This window comes from Cupriavidus sp. GA3-3 (assembly GCF_000389805.1).
Taxonomy (GTDB): domain Bacteria; phylum Pseudomonadota; class Gammaproteobacteria; order Burkholderiales; family Burkholderiaceae; genus Cupriavidus; species Cupriavidus necator_D.
Map to the genome: position 1 here is coordinate 40087 of NZ_KB944476.1, position 22240 is coordinate 62326.

A 22240-nucleotide genomic window follows, 5' to 3' on the forward strand; every position below is an offset into this window, starting at 1 on the left:
CGAAGCCGCAAGTATAGCATCACTTTCTTTTCGCCTGCAACACCCCCTGGACGTCTTCGATCAACTGCAGTGCGCGCTGCAGCTGCGTAGCCTCGGACACTTCGGCAGTGAACTGCATGCGCGCAACGCCCTTGCTGGAGAGCGTCTTGACGCCGGTGACATTGATCTTCTCGCGCGACAGCACTTCGGAGATATCGCGCAGCAGCCCCTGGCGATCGATCGCCTCGACATGGATATCGACCGGATAGACCGCGGCGTGGCTCTTCTGGCCCCACTCGGTCTGGATCACCCGCTCCGGCGCGCGCCCGGCCAGTTGCTGGAAGGTGTGGCAGCTGCGCCGATGGATCGACACCCCGCGCCCGCGCGTGACAAAGCCGACGATGTCGTCCGGCGGCGCCGGCTTGCAGCAGCGCGACATCTGCGTCATCAGCGAATCCACCCCCACCACCAGCACGCCGCTCTTGGCGCCGCGCGCCACGCTGGTGGCGCGGCTTTTCTTGGTGACAGCGTCTTCCTCGCTCAGCGGCGCCTGGATCTCGCCCTCCGGGTGTCGCAGCGCGTGCTCCACGTGGCGCAGACTGAACTCATCCTTGGCCACTGCCGCAAACAGGTCCTCCGGCGTCTTGAAGCCCAGCCGCGTGGCCAGGTCTTCCAGCTTGACCGCGGTCTTGCCTTCGCGCTGCAGGGTCTTGTCGATCAGCACGCGGCCCTGGGCGATGGTCTCCTGCGAATCGAGCGCATTGAACCAGGCCCGCACCTTGGCCCGCGCGCGGCTGCTGGCCAGGTAGCCCAGGTCCGCGTTGAGCCAGTCGCGCGACGGTCCGCCCTGCTTGACCGCGATGATCTCCACGGTCTGGCCGTTCTTCAGCGGCGTGTTCAGCGGCACCATGGTGCCGTCCACGCGCGCGCCGCGGCAGCGGTGGCCGAGGTCGCTGTGCAGGTAGTAGGCAAAGTCCACCGCGGTGGCGCCCTGCGGCAGCGCCACCACGCGCGCCTGCGGCGTCAGCACGTAGATGTGGTCGTCGATCGCGGCGTGCTTGATCTGCTCCCACGATTCGTCGTGCGCAACACTGTGGTCGGCATCGTCCTTCCACGCCAGCAGCTGGCGCAGCCAGGCAATCTTCTCGTCATAGCGCTCGCTGGCGGAAAACTGCCCGGCATAGCCGCGGCTGCCCGCTTCCTTGTAGCGCCAGTGCGCGGCCACGCCGTATTCGGCAAAGTGGTGCATCTCATGCGTGCGGATCTGCACCTCGAAGGCGCGCCCGTCATCGCCGATCACCACCGTATGCAGCGATTTGTAGCCATTGGCCTTGGGCCGCGAGATATAGTCGTCGAACTCGCGCGGGATCGGCTGCCAGATATGGTGGACGATACCGAGCACCGTGTAGCAGTCCTTGATATCGTCGACGATCACGCGGAAGGCGCGCACATCGTACAGGTCGGCAAAATCCAGCTCCTTGCCGCGCATCTTCTTCCAGATGCTGTAGATATGCTTGGGCCGCCCGCTGACCTCGGCACGGATGCCGGCGGTCGCCAGCTCGGACTGCAGCCGTTCGATGGCGCCGCCGATATAGCCTTCGCGCTCGATGCGCTTCTCGTCCAGCAGTTTGGCGATGCGCTTGTAGGTATCGGGCTGCTCGAAGCGGAACGCCAGGTCCTCCAGTTCCCACTTCATCTGCCAGATACCAAGGCGATTGGCCAGCGGCGCGTAGATGTCCAGCGTTTCGCGCGCCACCCCCGGCTGCGGCGCCTGCTTGGTCTCGGCCAGCCAGCGCAGGGTCTGCAGCCGCGAGGCCAGGCGCACCAGCACCACGCGGATGTCCTGCGCAAACGCCAGCAGCATCTTGCGCAGCGCCTCGACCTGTTCGTGGCGCGCCTGCGCTTCGTTCTTGGACGGCGCGGCCGGCTCGGCCTCGGGGCGGCTGCCGGCGATGGCACCGATGCGCAGCAGCTGCCGCACACCGTCGACCAGCCGTGCCACCTCGTCTCCAAAGCGCGGTGCGATCTCGGCCTCGGTACCGGGCACGAAGGCCACCAGCCCGAACAGGCAGGCGGCGGCACGCGCGGCGTCGTCGACGCGCAGGCCGTCGAGAATGCGCAGCATGCCCTGCGCGTGCGACAGCACGGTCTCGCCGGTGGGCAGCGCTACCTCGGCACCATGCTCGCGCACGTAGGCCAGTGCGCGTTCGACCAGTTCGGCATCCGGAATGCCCGCGACCCGACCGGTCAGGTCGGTGGACGTCACCATGTCACAACGCCTGCATCAGTTGAGCGCAGCGGTCACCACCACTTCGATCAGGTAATCGGGATTGGCCAGACGGGCTTCGACGGTGGCGCGCGGGGGCGTGTTGCCTTGCGGCACCCAGGCGTCCCAGACCTCGTTCATCTCGCCGATCTGGTCGACATTGGTCAGGAAGATCTGGCACGACAGGATGCGGGTCTTGTCGCTGCCGGCCTCGGCCAGCAGCCGGTCGATATGGCCGAGGACCTCGCGCGTCTGGCCGCGGATATCGGCCTTGGGATCGACCTCGGGCACCTGACCGGCGAGATACACCACGCCGTTATAGACCGCGTATTCGGACAACCGCTTGCCCACATGGGCGCGCTTCAGTTCAAGGTTACTCATGACAATGCGTTGACTGATAAAAACAAGGCCGGCATGCGATGCCATCAGGCCCCGGTAAAGAACTGCCGGGCGATCGCAATCTGCGCCGGATCGACAAAGGTCGGGGCATGGCCCACGTCGGGCACTTCCACCGAACTCACATGCTTGCCGCGCGCCACCATTTCGGCCACGGTCTCGCGCAGCAGCAGGTCCGACTGCGCGCCGCGCACCACCAGCACCGGGCCTTCGATGGCCTCGAAGCTGCGCCAGAGCGCGGCCTCGCCGGCAGCAATGGCCTCGGGCGTGGATTTGCGGAACGGCACCGCCAGCTGCGGATCGTAATGCAAGCCCCATTCCAGGCCGTCCGTGCCCTGCACCGGTTTCAGGATGGCGGCGTTGAGCTCGCGCCACTGCTCCGGCGCATGGCGCCCGAACGATGCGCTGATCGTCTGCAGGTAGGCCAGGCCTTCCTCGAAGGTCTTGAAGCGCACCGGCAGTCCCAGGTAGGCGCCGATCCGTTCCACCGCCGACGGCGCCAGCTTCGGGCCCACGTCGTTGAGCAACAGCTTGCGCACCGGCGACTTCGGCAGCCCGGCCAGGCCCATGCCGATCAGCCCGCCCATCGAGGTGCCGAACCAGTCCACCTTCTCCACATTGAGCCGCGCAATCAGCGTGACCATGTCGGACACGTACTGCGGCACCACGTAGCCGTTGGCATCGGCCAGCCATTCCGAGCGGCCGCGCCCGACCACATCGGGGCAGACCACGCGGTAGTCGCCGCACAGCGCGCTGGCGACGGTGTCGAAGTCGCGGCCGGTGCGCGTCAGCCCATGCGCGCACACCAGCACGCGCGGATTGGCGGGGTCGCCCCACTCGTGGTAGGCCATGCGGTGCAGGCCCGCCGGACTGATGCACTGGACAAAACCGAGACGCGGACTGGCAGACATCTGGACTCCCTGACGAACCGGACCGCGGACCGCAAAAAGACGGCGCTGCCGGAGGTTGAGCAAAGCTGGATTGTACGCCGCAGCGGGTACAATGCCACAGCACAGTGTCAGCGTCCCGCGTGCGCGGCCGTGCACCGCCACGGCGCGCTCCGCCAACCCTGTGGCAACCTTTCTGTGGCATTCCTTTCTCTCGACGGAGGCTTACATGCTCAACGGCAAGACCGCACTGGTGACTGGCTCGACCAGCGGCATCGGGCTCGGCATCGCGAAAGCGCTGGCGGCCCAGGGCGCCAACATCATCGTCAACGGCTTTGGTGACGCGGACGCCGCAAAGGCAGAAATCGCGCAGGCCGGCCAGGGGATCCGGGTCGGCTACCACGGCGCCGACATGAGCAAGGCGGCCGAGATCGAAGACATGATGCGCTACGCGCAGTCCGACTTCGGCGGCGCCGACATCCTGGTCAACAACGCCGGCATCCAGCACGTGGCCGCGATCGAGGATTTCCCGCCCGAGCGCTGGGACGCGATCATCGCCATCAACCTGACCTCGGCCTTCCACACCACGCGCCTGGCGCTGCCCGGCATGAAGCAGAAGGACTGGGGCCGCATCATCAATGTCGCCTCCACCCACGGGCTGGTGGCCTCGGCGCAGAAGTCCGCCTACGTGGCGGCCAAGCACGGCATCGTCGGCTTCACCAAGGTGACCGCGCTGGAAACCGCGCAGACCGGCGTCACCGCCAACGCGATCTGCCCGGGCTGGGTGCTGACGCCACTGGTGCAGAAGCAGGTCGAAGCCCGCGCGCAGAAGGAAGGCATTCCGGTGGAACAGGCCAAGCGCGAGCTGGTGCTGGAGAAACAACCCTCGGGACAGTTCGTCACGCCCGATGAGCTGGGCGCGCTGGCCGTGTTCCTGTCGTCCGAAGCGGCCCGCCAGGTCCGCGGCGCGATCTGGAATATGGACGGCGGCTGGGTGGCGCAGTAAGGAGCAAACGATGCAACGACGCAGTTTCCTGCGCGCGCTGGCGCTGGGCGCGGTCTCGGCCGGGGCGCTGGCACCGGTGGCCGGCGCGCTGGCGCAAGCCGCCAAGCCGCTTGCCATCGACGTCTACAAGAGCCCGCTGTGCGGCTGCTGCGAGGATTGGGTCAAGCACCTGCGCAGCAACGGCTTCACCGTGACGGTGCATGATGTCGAGGACACCGGCGTGTACCGCAAGCGCTTCGGCATGCCGGAGCGCTTTGGCTCCTGCCACACCGGGTATATCGGCGGCTACGCCATCGAGGGCCATGTGCCGGCGGCGGATATCCGCAAGCTGCTGGCAGCAAAGCCCAAGGCCGTCGGCCTGGCCGTGCCGGGCATGCCGGTCGGCTCGCCCGGCATGGAACAGGGCCCGCGCAAGGACCCGTTCGACGTGCTGATCGTAAAAGCGGACGGCGCCGCTTCGGTGTTCGCCAGCTACAACAAGCAGGCAGGCTGACCTGCGGCCGCCGGGCGGCAGGGTCTGCGCCTTGCCGGAGAGCAGCCAGCTTAGTGCGCAGCGATATTGCCGGGCTATTCGCCGGAAGAGCTAGGGAATGCAGCCGGCTGGCGTAGCCCGGCCGGGCAATTCCAAAGCGAAGCGACCCGACAAAAAAGCCCCTGCGGCGCATCGCACCTCAGGGGCCCTGCCAGGCTTCGGAGCTCAGCCCGCTTACAGCAGCGGAGCGCCAGTCTTGGCCTGGATTTCCTCGCGGCTGACACCCGGAGCCGTTTCCACCAGCTTCAGGCCTTCGTCGGTCACGTCGATCACGCCCAGGTCGGTAATGATGCGGTTGACCACGCCCACGCCGGTCAGCGGCAGGTTGCAGTCCTTCAGGATCTTGATGTCCTCGGTGCCATCCTTCTTCTTGGCGGTGTGTTCCATCAGCACCACCACTCGGCCGACGCCGGCGACCAGGTCCATCGCGCCGCCCATGCCCTTGACCATCTTGCCCGGGATCATCCAGTTGGCCAGGTCGCCCTTTTCGCTGACCTGCATCGCACCCAGGATCGCCAGGTTGATGTGGCCGCCGCGGATCATCGCGAACGAGTCGGCCGACGAGAAGATCGACGAGCCCGGCAGCGTCGTCACGGTTTGCTTGCCGGCGTTGATCATGTCGGCGTCGACTTCGTCCTCGGTCGGGAACGGGCCGATGCCCAGCAGTCCGTTCTCGGACTGCAGCCACACTTCCATGCCTTCGGGCACCCAGTTGGCCACCAGCGTCGGCAGGCCGATGCCCAGGTTGACGTAGAAACCGTCCTGCAGCTCGGTCGCGGCGCGCGCGGCCATTTCGTCACGTGTCCATGCCATGATGCGTCTCCTTAGCTGGCCGCGCGCACGGTGCGCTGCTCGATGCGTTTCTCGGGGGTGGTGTTCAGCACCAGGCGCTTCACGAAGATGCCGGCCAGGTGGATTTCATCCGGGTCCAGCTCGCCGGTCTCGACGATATGCTCGACCTCGGCGATGGTGACCTTGCCCGCCATGGCGCACATCGGGTTGAAGTTGCGCGCGGTGCGGCGGAACACCAGGTTGCCGGCCTTGTCAGCCTTGTATGCCTTGACCAGCGCCACGTCGGCGGTCAGCGAACGCTCCATCACGTACTGCTGGCCGTCGAATTCGCGGATTTCCTTGCCTTCGGCGACGATGGTGCCGACACCGGTCTTGGTGAAGAAGGCCGGGATGCCCGAGCCGCCGGCGCGCAGCTTCTCGGCCAGCGTGCCTTGCGGGGTGAATTCCAGCTCAAGTTCGCCCGCCAGGTACTGGCGCTCGAACTCCTTGTTCTCGCCCACGTAGGACGAGATCATCTTCCTGATCTGGCGCGTGGCCAGCAGCAGGCCCAGGCCAAAGCCATCGACGCCGGCGTTGTTGGAGATACAGGTCAGCTGCTTGGCGCCGCTGTCGCGCAGCGCGGCAATCAGCGCCTCGGGGATGCCGCACAGGCCGAAACCGCCCACGGCGATCGTCTGGCCGTCGCGGACGACGCCTGCAAGCGCTTCTGCGGCGCTGGCGTAGACCTTGTTCATGCTTCGCTCCTTCCTCGGTAGTTCCCTGTCGCTCTTCCCGCCACCGGGTTGTGCGGCGGGCGACGCAGGGAAATTGTAACGGTACAATCGGCAACAGGCGGGCGACAGTCGCCGCAACTCGTCCGACCGACAGCATACGCAAGCGCAGCCGGCTACGCCATTACGTAAAAATACATAAGCAGATGCCCGCAATCGACTACCAGACCGCCTTCCAGCTCGCCCCCGTGGGCCTGGTGCTGTCACGCGAACGCGTGATCGAGGACTGCAACGAGGAGGTCTGCCGCATTTTCGGCACCACGCGCGAAGCGCTGCTGGGCCAGTCCTTCCAGGTGCTCTACCCCACCGCCGACGAATTCGAGCGCACCGGCGCGCGCATCGCGCCGATCATGGGCAAGCGCGGCATGTACTCGGACGAACGCATCATGAAGCGCGCCGGCGGCGAGCTGTTCTGGTGCCATGTCACCGGGCGCGCACTGGACCGCACGCAACCGCTGGGCGCGGGGATCTGGACCTTCGAGGATCTGTCGCAGAAGCGCCAGGTCACTGCGGAGCTGACCGCGCGCGAACGCGAGATCGCGGCGCAGCTGGTGGAGGGAAAGACCAGCAAGCAGATCGGCAAGCTGCTGGCGATCAGCCCGCGCACGGTGGACATCTACCGGGCGCGGCTGATGAAGAAGTACGGGGCCAGCACGTCGGTGGACCTGGTGCAGCGGCTGGTCAACCACTGAGCCCCGTGGCAGGCATCAGCCCTCGATGATCGCGCGGATCTCTGCCGGCACCGGCACCGACTTCTCCTGCGTGTAATCGCACCACACCACCTTGGCCCCGCCCTCGGCCCAGACCACGTCGGGCTGGTCGGTGCGGCGGATTTCCATGCGGGTCTCGAAGCTGGTGCGGCCGAGCTGGCCGGCGTAGACGCGGCACTCGATGTCGCCCGGGTAGCGCAGCTGCTTCAGGAAAGTCATGTGCGCATTGATGATGACCGGCCCCTGCCCGCGTGCATCCTTGCCGCCGCGGCCCAGCGACGCGAACCACTCGATGCGCGCCTGCTCCAGGTACTGGAAGTAGACGGTGTTGTTGACATGGCCCATGGCATCCATGTCGCCCCAGCGGATCGGCATGACCACCGTATAGACGTGCTTCATCACAGCCTCCAAAAGAACAGGCCCGCCGGGTCTGGCGGGCCCTCTGCTTGGCTCAGCGCTTGGCGATCGCGCCTTCGGCCTTGGTCACCAGGTCGGTGCCGATCTGCTTCTTCCACTTGTCGTAGACCTTGGCGGTGGCCTTGCGGAAGGCGTCATGCTCGGCCGGCGTCAGGTGCGTGACCTTGACGCCGTGCGCCTCCATATCCTTCCAGGCCGGCGCGCCCGGCTCGGCCAGGCCCTTGCGGGCCAGCGCGATTTCCTGCTTGCCGGCGTCGACGGCGGCCTGCTTCACGATCTCGCGGTCGGCCGGGGTCCAGCTTTCCCAGATCTGCTTGTTGACCACGAAGATCAGCGGGTCAGCCACGTAGCCCCAGGTGGTGACGAACTTCTGGCCCACCGTGTACAGCTTGGCGGCGGCGAACACCGACTGCGGGTTCTCCTGCCCGTCGACCGCGCCCGAGGCCATCGCCGGCTGCGCATCGGCCCAGCTCATCTGGGTCGGGTTGGCGCCCAGCGCGTTGAAGGTCTCGATGTACAGCGGCGAACCGACCACGCGCAGCTTCATGCCCTTGAGGTCTTCCGGCTTGCGGATTTCGCGCTTGGAGTTGGACACCTCGCGGAAGCCATTCTCGCCCCAGGCCAGCGGCACCACGCCGGCTTTTTCCAGCGTGGCGAAGATCGACTTGCCGACTTCGCCCTGCGTGAGCGCGTCCAGCGCCTTGTAGTCGGGCATCAGGAACGGCAGCGAGAACAGGTTCAGTTCCCTGACCTGCGGCGACCAGTTGATGGTCGAGCCCACCGCCATGTCGATCACGCCCTGGCGGATCGCCGAGAACTCGCGGGTCTGGTCGCCGGCCACCAGCGAGGTGCCCGGGTACAGCTTGATATTGATGCGGCCGTTGGTGCGCTGCTTGACCAGGTCGGCCCAGATCTCGCCGCCCTTGCCCCACGGGAAGGCCGGGCCGAGCACCAGCGACATCTTGTACTCGGACTTGTAGGTCTGGGCCATTGCGCCGGCGGGGGCGAAGGCGGAAGCGGCGGCAATGGCGGCAGCCGTTGCGAGCATCAGGGCACGACGTTTCATTTCATCTCCTCTCGGGAAAGCGTCAATTCTTGTTTGTGAATGCGGAACATCAGTAGCCGAGGTACTCAGGCAGCCAGGTCGCCAGCGGCGGATAGGCCAGCACCATCAGCATGGCGATAAACATCGCCAGCAACATCCAGATCACCCAGGGCACGGTCTCTTCCATGCGCACCCGGGCAATCCGGCACGACACCATCAGGTTCACGGCCAGCGGCGGCGTGAACTGGCCCAGCGCCACCTTCAGCGTCAGCACCACGCCGAACCACACCGGGTTCCAGTGGAAGGCATTGACAATGGGCAGCAGCAGCGGCACGAAGATCAGGAAGATCGAGATGCCGTCCAGGAACATGCCGACCGTCATCAGCAGCAGCACGATCAGCGCCAGCACGCCGTACTCGCCCAGCCCGGAATTGGCGATGGCGTGCGCCAGCGGGTCGATCACCCCCAGCGTCGACAGCGCATAGGCGAAGATGCCGGCCAGTGCCACCACCAGCAGGATCACTGCCGAGGTCTCGGCCGCCTCCTGGAAGATGGTGAACAGGTCGCGCATGCCGATGCTGCGGTACACCACCATGCCGACGAACAGGCCGTAGACCACTGCCACCACGGCGGCTTCGGTCGGCGTGAACCAGCCGGCGCGCATGCCGCCCAGGATCAGGAACGGCGCCACCAGGCCCCATGCGGCCTCGCGCAGGCTCTTCCAGAACGGCGGGCGCGGCAGCGCGGCTTCGATCGCGCCCATGTTGTGCTTGCGCGCCAGCCACACGGCCGGAACGATCAGCGCCACGCCGGCCAGGATGCCGGGGATCATGCCCGCGGCGAACAAGGCCGGCACCGATGCGCCGGGCACCAGCACGCTGTAGATGATGAGGGCCACCGACGGCGGGATCAGGATGTCGGTCGCGGCTGCCGCGCCGACCACCGCGGCGCTGTACGAGCCCGGATAACCGGCGCGCGACATCGCCGCGATCATCACGCCGCCCACCGCGGCCGCGTTGGCCGGGCCGGAGCCGGAGATGCCGCCGAGGAACATCGCCACCAGGATCGCCACCAGCGGCAGCATGCCCGGGCCGCGACCAACGATGGCGATGGCAAAGGTCACCAGCCGCTGCGCCACGCCGGAGCGGTCGAAGATCGACCCCACCAGCACGAACATCGGGATCGCCAGCAGCGGATACTTGGCCAGCCCCGCATAGAAGTTCTGCGGCACGGCCAGCAGGCCGAACATCTGGGTGTCGAGATTGGACAGGCCGATGGCAACCAGGCCGCCCAGGCCCAGCGACACGCCGATGGGCACGCCCAGCAGCATCAGGCCGATAAAGACCACGAACAGGGTGATGGCGACGAACGTCATTGCGCCTTCTCCGTCGTGGTGGCCTTGCCTTCATGCAGCGCCTTGAGCGCGCGCACGTTGCGCAGCACCAGCCCCAGCGCGCGCAGCGCGATGCCGGCAGACAGCACCGGCAGCCAGATCGAGTACCACCAGCTCGGCACGCCGATGCCCGGCGAGGTCTCGCCGAAGGTGTACTCATCCCAGGTAATGCGTGCGCCCAGCACCGCCAGCGCGATGAACATCACCGCCACCGCCAGCGCCGACAGGATCGCCAGGCGGCGCTGGCGGGCCGCGCTGCCGCGCTCGAAGAAGAATTCGATGCGGATATTGCGATCGCGCGCCACCGCGGCGCTGCCGGCGACCAGCGCCAGCACGATCATCAGGAAGACCGAGAACTCCTCGGTCCAGGCAAATGACTCGTCGGTGAAATAGCGGACCACCACGTTGGCGAAGGTGATGCCGACCAGCAGCACCATCACGATCACGCCAATCCAGTCCTCGATGCGGGGCGATACCCGGAAATCAGCGTCCTGCGCTTCGTCGGCGGCCTGCGGGATCACCGCGGAATCGACGACGTGCTGCGGCACGGCGTTGCGCCGTGCCTCTTCTTGTTGCTCCATCTCCCCGGCCTCCGGTCCGGGCCGCTCGGGCCATGCGGCCACCGCGGCGTTTTTTTACTTGTATGTAAAGACTTAATCTGCAGACATGGCGGATTATGCCAAGACTGGCCCGCCACGCACGAATTTTCTGATGATTGATGTGTGCTGACGACGGCGCACCCAAGGGGACCGGATAAGCCCTGGGCGTGCAGTCCGGGCATCCCGCGGCGCTTTTGGCGCGCAGCCGGGATGCAGGGGGCCTTGCGCCCCCCGGTCAGCGATCAGGCGGTCAGACCATGCCGTCGTCGGCGGTGATGACAGCGCCGTTGATGAACTGCGACTGGTCGGATGCGAGCAGCAGCAACAGGCCGTCGAGATCCTCCGGCTTGCCCAGGCGCTTGCGCGGCAGCATCTGGATCAGCTTCTGGCCGGCGTCCGAATCCCAGTGGTGGTGGTTGATCTCGGTATCGATATAGCCCGGGCAGATCGCGTTGGTATTGATGCCATGGCGCGCCCATTCCAGCGCCATGGCCTTGGTCATGTGCACCACGGCCGCCTTGCTCATGCAATACACGCCGATCTGCGACAGCACCTTCAGCCCCGCCACCGACGCGACATTGACGATCCGCGCCTGCGGCAGCGGGCTGCCGTTGCGCTCGGCGCCCTTGGCGCGCGCGATCATGCGCTTGGCCACTTCCTGGGCGACGAAGAAGGCACCGCGAGTATTGGTGTCGAACACGAAATCGAAGTCGTCGGCGGTCACATCGGTCAGCTTCTGCGTGGTCGACACGCCGGAGTTGTTGACCAGGATGTCGATGGAGCCGGCCTCAGTCTCCGCATGCGCCACCGCCGCGCGGATGCTGTCCGGGTCGGTGACGTCCAGCCGCACCACATGGGCGCTGCCGCCCTCGGCCTCGATCGCAGCGCGCAGTTCCTTGAGCCGCTCGGTGCGGCGCGAGGCCAGCACTACCTTGGCGCCGGCGGCAGCCAGCACCGTCGCGAAACGCGAGCCCAGCCCGCTTGAAGCGCCGGTGACCAGCGCGACCTTGCCTTCCAGATTGATCGACAAACCCATGATTACCTCTTGTGCGGGAGCTCCTCCGGCCTATTCGGGAGCAGAAGGCAGCATATCAAAAAAAAGAACGACCGTTCCAAAAAAATCCTTGCCTGTGGGTGGCGAGTCCCGGACAATGCCGGAGATTCTAAGAACTTGACCAGCAAAGGGAAAGAGGGAAAACGCGCGATCCGGGAGTCTTTGGACCCCAAATCGCTGCCAACTCACCCATCCGCGGTTCCCGTCCGCGCGCTGGCCCGGTTCTCGGCAAAACGATCACCGCATTTCCCACAATTGCAAGCAAGCAGCAAAGAAATAGAGGGTTAGAGACAATGGATCAGCAACAGCTCCTGGAGCAGTTCGGCCCGCGCGAAGCCATGGAATACGATGTGGTCATCGTCGGCGGCGGCCCCGCCGGCCTGGCCACCGCCATCCGCCTGAAGCAACTCGCGCAGGAGAAAGGCGCCGACGTCAACGTGTGCGTGCTGGAAAAGGGCTCCGAGCCCGGCGCCCACATCCTGTCGGGCGCCATCATGGACCCGCGCGCCCTCAATGAACTGATCCCGAACTGGAAGGAACTGGGCGCGCCGCTGAACCAGGCCGTCACCGAAGACAAGTTCCTGTTCCTGAACGAGTCCGGCTCCAAGGGCACGCCTCCGGCCCTGCTGCCAGAGTGCTTCCACAACGAAGGCAACTACATCATCAGCCTGTCGAACTTCGTGCGCTGGCTGGGCCAGCAGGCCGAGGCGCTGGGCATTGAGATCTTCCCGGGCTTCCCCGCCGCCGAAGTGCTCTACAACGAAGACGGCTCGGTCAAGGGCGTGGCCACCGGGAATATGGGCATCAACAAGGAAGGCGAGCCCACCGACAACTTCCAGCTGGGCATGGAACTGCATGCCAAGTACACCATCTTCGCCGAAGGCGCGCGCGGCCACCTGGGCAAGCAACTGATCGAGAAATTCAAGCTCGATGCCGGCAAGGATCCGCAGAGCTACGGCATCGGCCTGAAGGAGCTGTGGGAGATCGACCCGGCCAAGCACAAGCCCGGCCTGGTGGTGCACACCGCCGGCTGGCCGCTCGACCCCGCCACCTACGGTGGCTCGTTCCTGTACCACATGGAAGACAACAAGGTCGCGGTCGGCTTTGTGGTCGGCCTGGACTACACCAACCCGTGGCTGTCTCCGTTCGAGGAATTCCAGCGCTTCAAGACGCATCCGGAAATCCGCCAGTACTTCGAGGGCGGCAAGCGCCTCTCCTACGGCGCCCGCGCCATCACCGCCGGTGGCCTGCTGTCGCTGCCCAAGACCGTGTTCCCGGGCGGCGCGCTGGTCGGCTGCGACGCCGGCTACCTGAACGCCTCGCGCATCAAGGGCAGCCACGCCGCCATCAAGACCGGCATGCTGGCCGCCGAGGCCATCTATGACGCGCTGCAGGCCGGCCGCCAGCACGATGAGCTGGCCGCCTACCCGACCGCGTTCGAGCAGAGCTGGCTGCACAAGGAACTGCTGCAGGCCAAGAACTTCAAGCAGTGGTTCAAGAAGGGCCGCACCACCGCCACGCTGATGACCGGCATCGAGCAATGGCTGCTGCCCAAGCTGGGCATCCGCAACCCGCCATGGACCATCCACCGCGTGAAGCCGGACCATGTGTACCTGAAGCCCGCGGCCGAGTGCCAGAAGATCGAGTATCCGAAGCCGGACGGCAAGCTGACCTTCGACCGCCTGAGCTCGGTGTTCATCAGCAACACCAACCACGAAGAGAACCAGCCGGCGCACCTGACGCTCAAGGACGCCAGCGTTCCGGTCAACATCAACTGGGACAAGTACGCCGGCCCCGAGTCGCGCTACTGCCCGGCAGGTGTGTATGAGTTCGTGCAGGACGAGACGTCGGGCAAGGAACGTCTGCAGATCAATGCGCAGAACTGCGTTCACTGCAAGACCTGCGACATCAAGGATCCGACCCAGAACATCGTCTGGGTGACGCCGGAAGGCGGCGGCGGTCCGAACTACGTCGGGATGTAAGCCTGCCGCGCCAGCGGCAGAAAAAACGGCACCGGAAACCCGGTGCCGTTTTTCTTTGGGCGATGCAGCGCGGCTATCGTGCCTGCCGCCGCGCGGCCATCGCCTTGTCGACCACCTCGGCCTGCAGCGCCTCGGCGGGATTGCCGAAGGCCTGGCTGCGCAGCGCATCCAGCTGCTGCCGGCGGTCCTGCTCCGACAACCCCGGGAATGACTCGATCTGCGCGCGGCGCGCGGCGTAGTCGTCGTAGCGCTGCTGCCAGGCCTGCCCGGCTTGCGCCTGCTGCTGGTAGCGCTGCGCCACCTCGGCACCGTAGGCCTGCGCCAACGCCGCACCGATGTCCTGCGCACTGCGGCCGGCGGCCTGCATGCCGGCGATGGTGTCGCTGATCGCCTGCGGACGCGCGCTGGCCTCCCGTGCCGCACGCAGTGGCTCGGGCAGCGTGGCTTCGAGTTCGGCCAGCCGCTGCCGCCGCTGCGCGTCATCCAGGCCGGATTGTGCCGCGATGTCCAGCCGCGCCAGCATGGCATCGTCATACACCTGCTCGTCGCCGAACCAGATTGCCGCCACCTCCGGCAGCAGGTGCTGCCGCGCGCCGTTACGCCCGGCCTGCAGCGCGCGCAACTGCCGCACTTGTGCCGCATCCAGCGTGCCGTTCGTATCCGCCCGCGGCTTGCGCGCGGCCAGCGCTTGAATCTCGGCAAGATAAGCCAGGTAGCGCTGCCACAGCTGCCACGCCTGCCCTGCCGCGGGCTGCGGCACGCGGCGGCGGATATCGTCGTACACCAGCCGGTCCAGCGCGTCGGCGCCGCCGGCGTCGTGGCGGGCGCTGAGGAAGTAGTCGAAGTAGGTGCGCAGCGCGCGCGTCAGGCGCAGGTTGCCTTGCGCGTCGAGTTCGGGGCCCGCGGGCACGTCGACGCCGGACAGCGATGGCAAGGCAGCCACGCCGGCGGGTCCGGCGTCAGCCGATGTCGCCGAAGGACTCGCAGCGGTGGTGATCGCTGCCGGGCGCTGCGGCACGGCAACCGGGCCAGACGGCATCGTCAGCCAGTACACCGCGGCCGCCGCCGCGCCGGCCGGCAGCAAGGCCAGCCAGGGCCGCGGCGAGCGCTCAGAGCTGGTCATTGCGCAGCCGGTTGGCGTGGCTGAGGATGACCGTGCGCGGATCGACGTCCTGGTACAGGCCGGCCATCTGGTTCACCTCGTCGAGATGGTTCCAGTAGTAGCCCGTGGCCAGCACCCGGCCCCACTTGCTGCTGCAGACCGAGACCAGCCCGTCATTGGGGCCGGCGCCCTTCAGGTCCATCAGCCCGGCCGACGCCGACATCATCACCGTGGTCGGGTCCAGCAGGTTGGAGCGCAGCAGGCTGAACGGCCCACCCTGCCCGGTCCAGGAATACGCGGCCTGGGTATGGGTGACGAAGTTGCCCGCGGCATCGCGCGCCTGCCGTTGCTCGGACACCGCGCCAGCAGTATTGCAATCCGGCCCCAGTGCCGATTTCGTGCCGGGCACCAGCGTGGCATCGAGGCGCGCATTCTGCTCGGCGGCGCCACGCGTGGTCAGGATCTTGAGCGAGGCCAGCGCATCCTGGTCCAGCGCCTGCCCGTTGCCGATGCCGTTGAACCAGCCCACTGTATCGAGCACGCCCTGGATGATGCCGACGAGTACCGGCCCGGCGATCGGAATACTGTTGACGCCATTGATCAGGTCCAGCACGGTGTCGGCCACTTCGCTGCCGCGATGCGGGCTGCCGATGGTGGTGACCGAGGCCACGTCCTGCGGCGACATCGCCGCCAGCATGCGCGAGGTCGGCCCGCCCTGGCTGTGGCCGATCAGGTTGACCTTGTCTGCGCCGCTTTCCAGCTTGACCGCGCGCACATAGGCCTGCAGCGCCAGGGCGCGCTCTTCGTCGCTGTTGAACGACGGCACCGTGGCCACATAGACTTGCGCGCCGTTGGCCCGCAGCACTTCGGGGATGCCATACCAGTAGTCGAGCACACCACCCATCCTGGCCGCGCCGGTCAGTCCGTGGACCAGCACGATCGGGTAACGCGTCTTCGCGTAGTCGCCGCTCGCGGCCAGGGCTGGTGCTGGCTGCGCCAGCATGGCCGCTGCGACCAGCGTGGCTGTGCCTGCGAGCCTGCGCAAGGCCTTGCCGGCCTTCTGCTCGCGTAGCGCGGGCGTGCGTCGTCCGCACGCGTGGTGTCCGCTGTGCTCCATCTTGTCTCCTCGGTGGTGGGTCTCTTTATGTTGGAAGCAGTAAAGACTGGCCGCCCCGACGAGACAATCAAAACATTAGCGGATTCCCTCTAAACGGCCGCTACAGCCGCGGGCTGCAAGGGCATGCGGGTGCTGGAAAGCAGCTGTTCGTAGATGTAGCACTGCAGCAGCGTCAGCTCGCGCTCGGCCAGCACGTCGAAGGCCACGCCGAAGGCCGGGAAGTCGGCATCGTCGCTGGCCGCGCCGGGGGGCGCGAGGCGGATCCAGCCATCGATGGTGACCTCGCTGTCCAGTGACGCCGTGCGCATCTTGAAGCGCAGCCGCACGCGGCTGCCCGGCGCCGGCGCCGGCGCGGTGGTCTGCACCAGCGCGCCACCGGTGCTGAGGTCGGACAGCAGCGCCAGCCGCGCCGTGCCGGTGTCGATGCCGTCGTCATCGCCGGACTCGGTCAGGTAGGCGGCCAGCCGGGTTGGCACGCGCGCAGCCTTGCGTACCGGCATTGCGTGCTTCTGCACCGGCGCCGACAGCACCAGGTAGCGAAACGGGCTGCGGCACACGGCGGTGATGGTCGAGGTGAAGCTGTGGATGGCGTGTCCGGAGAAGCCGCGCAGCAGCACGGCATCGCCCGCCTGCAGCGGCAGGTCGCGCCCGCCGAGCTGCGGCCAGGTGACAAACAGGCCCTGCTCGATAAAACCGATCAGGCGGCTGGCGGCCGGGCGCGCGGCCTCGCCCTCATGCTTGACATGCAGCAGCGTGCCGACCTGCAGGCCAAGCGGCCCGGTGGCCGGACGCAGTTCGTCATCGGCGTCCTCGTGGCCATCTTCGCGGCAGACCACGCCATGGCGGAACACCAGCGCCAGGTCGCGTTCATCGGGAATGACACTGCCGCTGCCGAGCACCAGGTTGCCCTCGCCATCGAGCAATGACCAGGGCAGCGGGTATCCGACGGGAAGATCGTTAGGTGTGAGCTGGATCATGGCTGTTCGCAGTAGGCCCCGGCATTGGATGGGGGCATGGCAAGCCTTGGGCGGAGCCGACGCGCAGGATCCGCCACCTGTATCAGACTTCTATCGGCGCCGGAGCGGCGAAATTAAGCCCTCGGCGATTGACCAGAGACGCATGTGTAGCATTCACGTCCTACGGAGACCTTGACGCCTCGCAAAGTTAGGCCGAAAATCAACAAAAGCTGTCTGACAGACTGACATATCAAAACCATGACCATCCTGCCCCGCCCGGCCTCGCTCGCCAGCCGCATCGCCCAGACCCTGCACGACGACATCCTCGCCGGCCGCTACGGCGCGGGCGCGCGCCTGCCGGCCGAGGCCAGCCTGGCCGATAACTTCGGCGTGAGCCGGCCGATCGTGCGCGAGGCCATCGCCCAGCTGAAGGCCGATGGCGTGCTGGTGACGCGCAAGGGCTCGGGCGCTTATGTGTCGGAGACCCCGGGCGGCAAGGCCTGGCGCGTGGCCAGCGCGCCCGACGGCGGCCCGACGCTGGCGCAGCTGTTCGAACTGCGCCGGGTAGTGGAAGCCGCCTGCGCCGAAATGGCCGCGCAGCGGCGCACGGATGCCGATATCGATGCCATCCGCGGCGCACTGGCGGCGATGCAGGCACGGGCCGACGGCCAGGGCGACATGGCCAGCGCGGCGGCGGCCGACATGGCCTTCCACCATGCCATTGCCGAAGCCGCGCACAACCCCTGCTTTACCGGTCTGACCGATTTCGTCAGCCAGCAGATGCTGGCCGCGCGCCAGCGCGCCTGGGAGAACACCGCGCGGCTGAGTGTGACGACTGGCGCGCCGCGCGCCGCCGACCAGGAACATGCGGCGCTGGCCGAAGCGATTGCCGCCGGCGATGCCACGGCCGCCCGCAGTGCCGCGCAACAGCACCTTGCGGCCGCCGCCGCCCGCCTCGGCCTGACGGCCTGAGCCTCCGAACACACAGACTTTGAAGCAAGGAACAACCATGGAAACAGTGGATTGCGTCGTCATCGGCGCCGGCGTGGTGGGACTGGCGGTGGCGCGCGCACTCGCGCTGCAGGGTCGCGAAGTGATCATCCTGGAAACCGAGAACGCCTTCGGCACCATCACCAGCGCGCGCAACAGCGAGGTCATCCACGCCGGCATCTACTATCCGGCCGGCTCGCTCAAGGCACAGCTGTGCGTGCGCGGCAAGGCCATGCTGTACGACTACTGCGCCAGTCACCACGTGGCGCACCAGCGCTGCGGCAAGCTGATCGTGGCCACCAGCGAGGCCCAGGTGGCAACGCTCGAAGGCATCCGCGCCAAGGCGGCGGCCAACGGCGTGGACGACCTGCGCCTTGTCAGCCGCGCCGAGGCGCAGGCGCTGGAGCCGCAACTGCAGTGCCATGCCGCGCTGCTGTCGCCGTCGACCGGCATTGTCGACAGCCATGGCCTGATGACCGCGCTGCTGGGCGACGCGGAAAACGCCGGCGCGATGCTGGCGGTGCAGTCGCCGGTGCTGGGCGGCGCGGTGACGGCGGACGGCATCCGGCTGGAGATCGGCAGCGAGGATGGCAGCGCCACCACGCTGCTGGCGCGCACGGTGGTGAACTCGGCCGGGCTGACCGCGCCGGAACTGGCGCGCCGCATCGACGGCATGCCCGAGACCCATATCCCGCCGCAGTACTACGCCAAGGGCTGCTATTTCACGCTGGCCGGGCGCGCGCCGTTCTCACGGCTGATCTACCCGGTGCCCGAGGCGGCCGGGCTGGGCGTGCACCTGACCATCGACCTGGGCGGCCAGGCGCGCTTCGGCCCCAATGTGCGCTGGATCGACGAGATCGAATACGGCGTGAACCCGGCCGACGCCGACGGTTTCTATGACGAAGTGCGCCGCTACTGGCCGGGGCTGGCCGACGGCGCGCTGCAACCCGGCTATGCCGGCATCCGCCCCAAGATCAGCGGGCCGCACGAGGTTGCCGCGGACTTCCGCATCGACGGCCCCGCCGTGCATGGCGTGCCGGGGCTGGTTCACCTGTTCGGCATCGAGTCGCCAGGGCTGACCTCGTCGCTGGCGATCGCCGAGCGGGTCTGCGCGGCGCTGGCCTGAGCGGCGCCATCGCCTTCCGCGCGGAAGCTCATCACCGCACAGAACGCGCCGGCCGCCGCGGAAATGGCGGCCAGCCCGAAGGTATGCTCGGGCGCCAGCGCGTTCCAGGTCCAGCCCATCGCCAGCCCGCCCAGCGTGCCGCCGACGCCGTAGGAAATGCCCGTGTACAGCGCCTGCCCGCGCCCCTGCAGCGGCCCGGCAAACCATGCCTGCAACCGCTTCAGGCTGGCGCTGTGGTGCGCGGCAAAAGTGGCCGCGTGCAGCACCTGTACCAGCGCCATGAGCCAGGCAAACTGGGCAAGGTAGCCGGTCAGGCCGAAGCGCAGCGCCGCCAGCACGAAGGTGCCGGCCAGGATCGTGCGCAGCGCATAGCGCGCGAACAGCAGGCCCTGGTAGTAGAAGAAAACGATCTCGGCGACCACGCCGATGGTCCACATCACGCCAATGGCGAACTTGCTGTAGCCCAGCTGCGCCAGCCACAGCGAATAGAACACATAGAGCGCGGCGTGCGCGAACATCATCAGGAAGGCTGACGCCAGGAACCAGGCCACGTCCGGGCGGCGCAGCAGCGGCAAGGCGCGCGGCGGCGCCGTGCGCGGGCCGTCGTCGGCGGCGTCATGCATGGTCAGCACCACGCCGGCCAGGATCGCCAGCAGCGTGCTGGCCACCCACGGGAAGGCGCGCATGCCGACCGCTTCGAACAGCGCCCCGCCGGCCAGCACCGCGCCGATAAAGCCGACCGAGCCGAACATGCGGATGCGGCCGTAGCTATGGTCGAAGGCGCCGTAGCGGCGCAGCGTGGAGATGGTCAGGGCATCGCCCAGCGGCGACATCGCGCTGGTGAGCAGGCTCAGCGTCAGCATCATCGCCATCATGCCGCCGTAGCTGCCCACACCCGGCAGCATCAGGAAGGCCAGCAACGAGGTGAACGCGCTCACGCGCAGGATGCGCACACGCGTGTGCATCACGTCGGACAGCCAGCCCCACAGGTAGGGCCCGACGATGCGGCTGACCTGGAAGCTCGCCATCAGCACGCCGATCTGCACCGGGTTGAAGCCGCGGTCGGCGAAATACAGGCTGACGTACGGCGAGATCAGGCCGACGTAGCCGTAGTAGCCAAGATAGAAGAGCCCGAAACGGGCGTAGTCGGGGCGGCCGGCGCCGGTGGCACCGCCGCCCGCGAAAGGCGTGGCCAACGCGAGGTCAGGTCAGGGGGTCTGGCCGGCCTGCGCGGGAATGCGCGGCGTATCGACCTTGACGTCGCCGCACTGGGCACGGTGGCGCAGGGCGTGGTCGATCAGCACCAGCGCCAGCATGGCCTCGGCGATCGGCGTGGCGCGGATGCCCACGCACGGGTCGTGGCGGCCGAAGGTCTCGACGGTGGCGGCATTGCCGGCCTTGTCGATCGATTCACGCGGGGTGCGGATGGAAGACGTCGGCTTGATCGCCAGCGACACGGTGACGTCCTGGCCGGTGGAGATGCCACCCAGCACGCCGCCGGAATTGTTGGTGCGGAAGCCCTCGGCGGTCAGCTCGTCGCCATGGACGCTGCCGCGCTGGGCCACGCTGTCGAAGCCGGCGCCGATCTCCACGCCCTTGACCGCGTTGATGCCCATCATGGCGTGGGCGATGTCGGCGTCGAGCCTGTCGAACAGCGGCTCGCCCAGGCCCACCGGCACGTTGCTGGCCACCACCTCGATGCGCGCGCCGACCGAGTCGCCGTCGCGGCGCAGCGCGTCCATATAGGTTTCAAGCTCGGGGATGATGTCGGCGTTGGGCGCGAAGAACGGGTTCTCCGGCACGTGCGACCAGTCCGTGAACGGCACCGCGATCTCGCCCAGCTGCGACATATAGCCCCGGATCTCGGTGCCATACTTTTCGCGCAGCCACTTCTTGGCCACCGCCCCGGCCGCCACCACCGGCGCGGTCAGGCGCGCCGACGAGCGGCCGCCGCCGCGATGGTCGCGGATGCCGTACTTCTGCCAGTAGGTGTAGTCGGCATGGCCCGGGCGGAAGGTCTCGACGATATTGCCGTAGTCCTTGCTGCGCTGGTCGGTATTGCGGATCAGCAGGCAGATCGGGGTGCCGGTGGTCTTGCCCTCGAACACGCCGGACAGGATCTCGACCTGGTCGGGTTCCTGGCGTTGCGTGACGTGGCGCGAGGTGCCGGGCCGGCGGCGGTCCAGGTCGCCCTGGATATCGGCCTCGGTCAGCGCCATGCCCGGCGGGCAGCCGTCCACCACCGCGCCGATGGCGGGCCCGTGCGATTCGCCGAAGGTGGTAACAGTGAAAAGCAGGCCAAGGGTGTTGCCGGACATGATGGAAACCGCACAGGAATTGGGGAAGGTTTCCATTGTAAGGCCAATGGCGGGCCTCGGGCGGCCCGGCAGGCTCAGGCGGCGGCGCTTTCCAGCGCCAGTTCGGGGTAGAACTCGGCGCGCATCCGCTCCATATAGGCCACCAGGTTGGCATGCCCCTCGGCCGCGGTGCGGATCGGAGTGTCGAATACGGGGCACAGCAGGCTGCCGGCAAAGGCAAACAGCGTGGCGTCGGCCCCGCATGGCACGTTGCCCATCAGGTAGGGCTTGTCGCCCAGGATGTCGGCGATCGAGGTCACGCCCTTGCTGGCCAGCGCCACCAGGTCTTCTTCGCTATGCCGGCCCAGGCCCTGCCCCCACAGCGTCTTGCGCACCTTGTAGCGCACCAGCCGCTCGGCCAGGCCGCGCACCGGCGCCGGCACGCCGCGGAAGAACTGGGCCGGCCCCTTGTCGAAGTTGGCCTGGTCCAGCCAGCGCACCCGCGCCACCGCCCAATACAGGTGGTCTTCCATCAGCTTCTCGGCGGCCCAGGCGATACCGCGCTCGGCCGCGCTCAGGCCCGCGTCGAAGTCGATGTGGTAGGTCTTCTCGATATGCCAGCGGATCAAGGTGGAATCCGCCACGATCCGGCCCATGTCGTCCAGGTAGGGCAGCTTGCCCTTGGGCGCGCGCCGCAGGCTGCCGCGGCGCGCCTGGTAAGGCAGGCCGGCCAGCTTGAGCAGCATCTCGGCCTTGGTGACGAAGGGGCTGGCGTCGGGCAGCCCGAAGGCGGGGCCAAAGGTGTAGAGCGTGATCATCGTGGA

22 protein-coding genes are annotated in these 22240 nt (G+C 67.4%); 6 read left to right on the forward strand and 16 right to left on the reverse strand.

Annotated elements, in window-relative coordinates; genetic code table 11:
* Positions 1 to 19: 19 nt before the first annotated feature.
* From C265_RS13165 to C265_RS13175, 3 genes are read right to left on the reverse strand one after another with little or no spacing between them, the layout of a single operon-like run.
* A complete protein-coding gene (locus C265_RS13165) occupies positions 20 to 2248 on the reverse strand; it encodes a bifunctional (p)ppGpp synthetase/guanosine-3',5'-bis(diphosphate) 3'-pyrophosphohydrolase (RefSeq protein ID WP_010813104.1) in 2229 nt (742 codons plus the stop codon).
* Between the two features lie 15 nt (positions 2249 to 2263).
* A complete protein-coding gene (locus tag C265_RS13170) occupies positions 2264 to 2626 on the reverse strand; it encodes a RidA family protein (protein ID WP_010813105.1) in 363 nt (120 codons plus the stop codon).
* A 44-nt stretch (positions 2627 to 2670) separates the two neighbouring features.
* Positions 2671 to 3552 carry an alpha/beta fold hydrolase gene (locus tag C265_RS13175; protein ID WP_010813106.1) on the reverse strand — a complete coding sequence of 294 codons (882 nt, stop codon included), beginning with the start codon at positions 3550 to 3552 and terminating at the stop codon, positions 2671 to 2673.
* A gap of 205 nt (positions 3553 to 3757) precedes the next feature.
* On the opposite strand from C265_RS13175, the gene C265_RS13180 reads away from it, so the two are divergent.
* Complete coding sequence (locus C265_RS13180) at positions 3758 to 4534, forward strand: 3-hydroxybutyrate dehydrogenase (protein WP_010813107.1); 777 nt, start codon at positions 3758 to 3760, stop codon at positions 4532 to 4534.
* A 10-nt stretch (positions 4535 to 4544) separates the two neighbouring features.
* Positions 4545 to 5027 (forward strand): DUF411 domain-containing protein, encoded by a 483-nt coding sequence (locus tag C265_RS13185; RefSeq protein WP_010813108.1) that lies wholly within the window; start codon positions 4545 to 4547, stop codon positions 5025 to 5027.
* Between the two features lie 213 nt (positions 5028 to 5240).
* Here C265_RS13185 and C265_RS13190 read toward each other — a convergent pair whose 3' ends face one another.
* Both C265_RS13190 and C265_RS13195 read right to left on the reverse strand, forming a co-directional pair.
* Positions 5241 to 5879 (reverse strand): CoA transferase subunit B, encoded by a 639-nt coding sequence (locus tag C265_RS13190; RefSeq protein ID WP_010813109.1) that lies wholly within the window; start codon positions 5877 to 5879, stop codon positions 5241 to 5243.
* Positions 5880 to 5890: 11 nt separating this feature from the next.
* Positions 5891 to 6592: a CoA transferase subunit A gene (locus C265_RS13195; protein ID WP_010813110.1), complete on the reverse strand. Its 702-nt coding sequence runs from the start codon at positions 6590 to 6592 to the stop codon at positions 5891 to 5893.
* 182 nt (positions 6593 to 6774) lie between these two features.
* Here C265_RS13195 and C265_RS13200 point away from each other — a divergent pair, with 182 nt between their 5' ends.
* A complete protein-coding gene (locus C265_RS13200; RefSeq protein ID WP_010813111.1) occupies positions 6775 to 7320 on the forward strand; it encodes a PAS and helix-turn-helix domain-containing protein in 546 nt (181 codons plus the stop codon).
* A gap of 15 nt (positions 7321 to 7335) precedes the next feature.
* On the opposite strand, the gene C265_RS13205 is transcribed toward C265_RS13200, so the two are convergent.
* The 5 genes from C265_RS13205 to C265_RS13225 form a co-directional block, all read right to left on the reverse strand.
* Positions 7336 to 7737, reverse strand: a complete 402-nt coding sequence (locus C265_RS13205; protein ID WP_010813112.1) for a thioesterase family protein — start codon at positions 7735 to 7737, stop codon at positions 7336 to 7338.
* A gap of 52 nt (positions 7738 to 7789) precedes the next feature.
* Entirely contained in the window at positions 7790 to 8821 is a 1032-nt protein-coding gene (locus C265_RS13210) for a DctP family TRAP transporter solute-binding subunit (RefSeq protein WP_010813113.1), read from the reverse strand.
* 49 nt (positions 8822 to 8870) lie between these two features.
* The gene (locus C265_RS13215; protein ID WP_010813114.1) at positions 8871 to 10175 is read right to left on the reverse strand and encodes a TRAP transporter large permease; all 1305 of its coding nucleotides are present in this window, start codon (positions 10173 to 10175) and stop codon (positions 8871 to 8873) included.
* Entirely contained in the window at positions 10172 to 10774 is a 603-nt protein-coding gene (locus C265_RS13220) for a TRAP transporter small permease (protein WP_010813115.1), read from the reverse strand. The genes C265_RS13215 and C265_RS13220 overlap by 4 nt, the downstream gene beginning before the upstream one ends.
* A 268-nt stretch (positions 10775 to 11042) precedes the next feature.
* Positions 11043 to 11828 (reverse strand): SDR family oxidoreductase, encoded by a 786-nt coding sequence (locus C265_RS13225; protein ID WP_010813116.1) that lies wholly within the window; start codon positions 11826 to 11828, stop codon positions 11043 to 11045.
* Positions 11829 to 12139: 311 nt separating this feature from the next.
* On the opposite strand from C265_RS13225, the gene C265_RS13230 reads away from it, so the two are divergent.
* Positions 12140 to 13828 carry an electron transfer flavoprotein-ubiquinone oxidoreductase gene (locus C265_RS13230; protein ID WP_010813117.1) on the forward strand — a complete coding sequence of 563 codons (1689 nt, stop codon included), beginning with the start codon at positions 12140 to 12142 and terminating at the stop codon, positions 13826 to 13828.
* Between the two features lie 73 nt (positions 13829 to 13901).
* Here C265_RS13230 and C265_RS13235 read toward each other — a convergent pair whose 3' ends face one another.
* From C265_RS13235 to C265_RS13245, 3 genes are all read right to left on the reverse strand, one after another.
* A complete protein-coding gene (locus C265_RS13235; RefSeq protein WP_010813118.1) occupies positions 13902 to 14951 on the reverse strand; it encodes a lipase secretion chaperone in 1050 nt (349 codons plus the stop codon).
* The gene (locus tag C265_RS13240) at positions 14938 to 16047 is read right to left on the reverse strand and encodes a triacylglycerol lipase (RefSeq protein WP_010813119.1); all 1110 of its coding nucleotides are present in this window, start codon (positions 16045 to 16047) and stop codon (positions 14938 to 14940) included. Before C265_RS13240 ends, C265_RS13235 begins: the two co-directional genes overlap by 14 nt.
* An 89-nt stretch (positions 16048 to 16136) precedes the next feature.
* Positions 16137 to 17024 (reverse strand): flagellar brake protein, encoded by an 888-nt coding sequence (locus C265_RS13245; RefSeq protein WP_037024303.1) that lies wholly within the window; start codon positions 17022 to 17024, stop codon positions 16137 to 16139.
* A gap of 237 nt (positions 17025 to 17261) precedes the next feature.
* Between C265_RS13245 and C265_RS13250 the strand changes: the two genes are divergently transcribed.
* Together C265_RS13250 and C265_RS13255 are read left to right on the forward strand one after the other, a co-directional pair.
* Positions 17262 to 17975 carry a FadR/GntR family transcriptional regulator gene (locus C265_RS13250; protein WP_010813121.1) on the forward strand — a complete coding sequence of 238 codons (714 nt, stop codon included), beginning with the start codon at positions 17262 to 17264 and terminating at the stop codon, positions 17973 to 17975.
* 37 nt (positions 17976 to 18012) lie between these two features.
* Complete coding sequence (locus C265_RS13255; RefSeq protein WP_010813122.1) at positions 18013 to 19119, forward strand: NAD(P)/FAD-dependent oxidoreductase; 1107 nt, start codon at positions 18013 to 18015, stop codon at positions 19117 to 19119.
* On the opposite strand, the gene C265_RS13260 is transcribed toward C265_RS13255, so the two are convergent.
* From C265_RS13260 to C265_RS13270, 3 genes are all read right to left on the reverse strand, one after another.
* Entirely contained in the window at positions 19041 to 20315 is a 1275-nt protein-coding gene (locus C265_RS13260) for an MFS transporter (RefSeq protein WP_010813123.1), read from the reverse strand. The genes C265_RS13255 and C265_RS13260 overlap by 79 nt on opposite strands.
* A gap of 12 nt (positions 20316 to 20327) precedes the next feature.
* Complete coding sequence (gene aroC / locus C265_RS13265; RefSeq protein ID WP_010813124.1) at positions 20328 to 21437, reverse strand: chorismate synthase; 1110 nt, start codon at positions 21435 to 21437, stop codon at positions 20328 to 20330.
* Positions 21438 to 21511: 74 nt separating this feature from the next.
* Entirely contained in the window at positions 21512 to 22234 is a 723-nt protein-coding gene (locus tag C265_RS13270; RefSeq protein WP_010813125.1) for a glutathione S-transferase C-terminal domain-containing protein, read from the reverse strand.
* Positions 22235 to 22240: the final 6 nt, after the last annotated feature.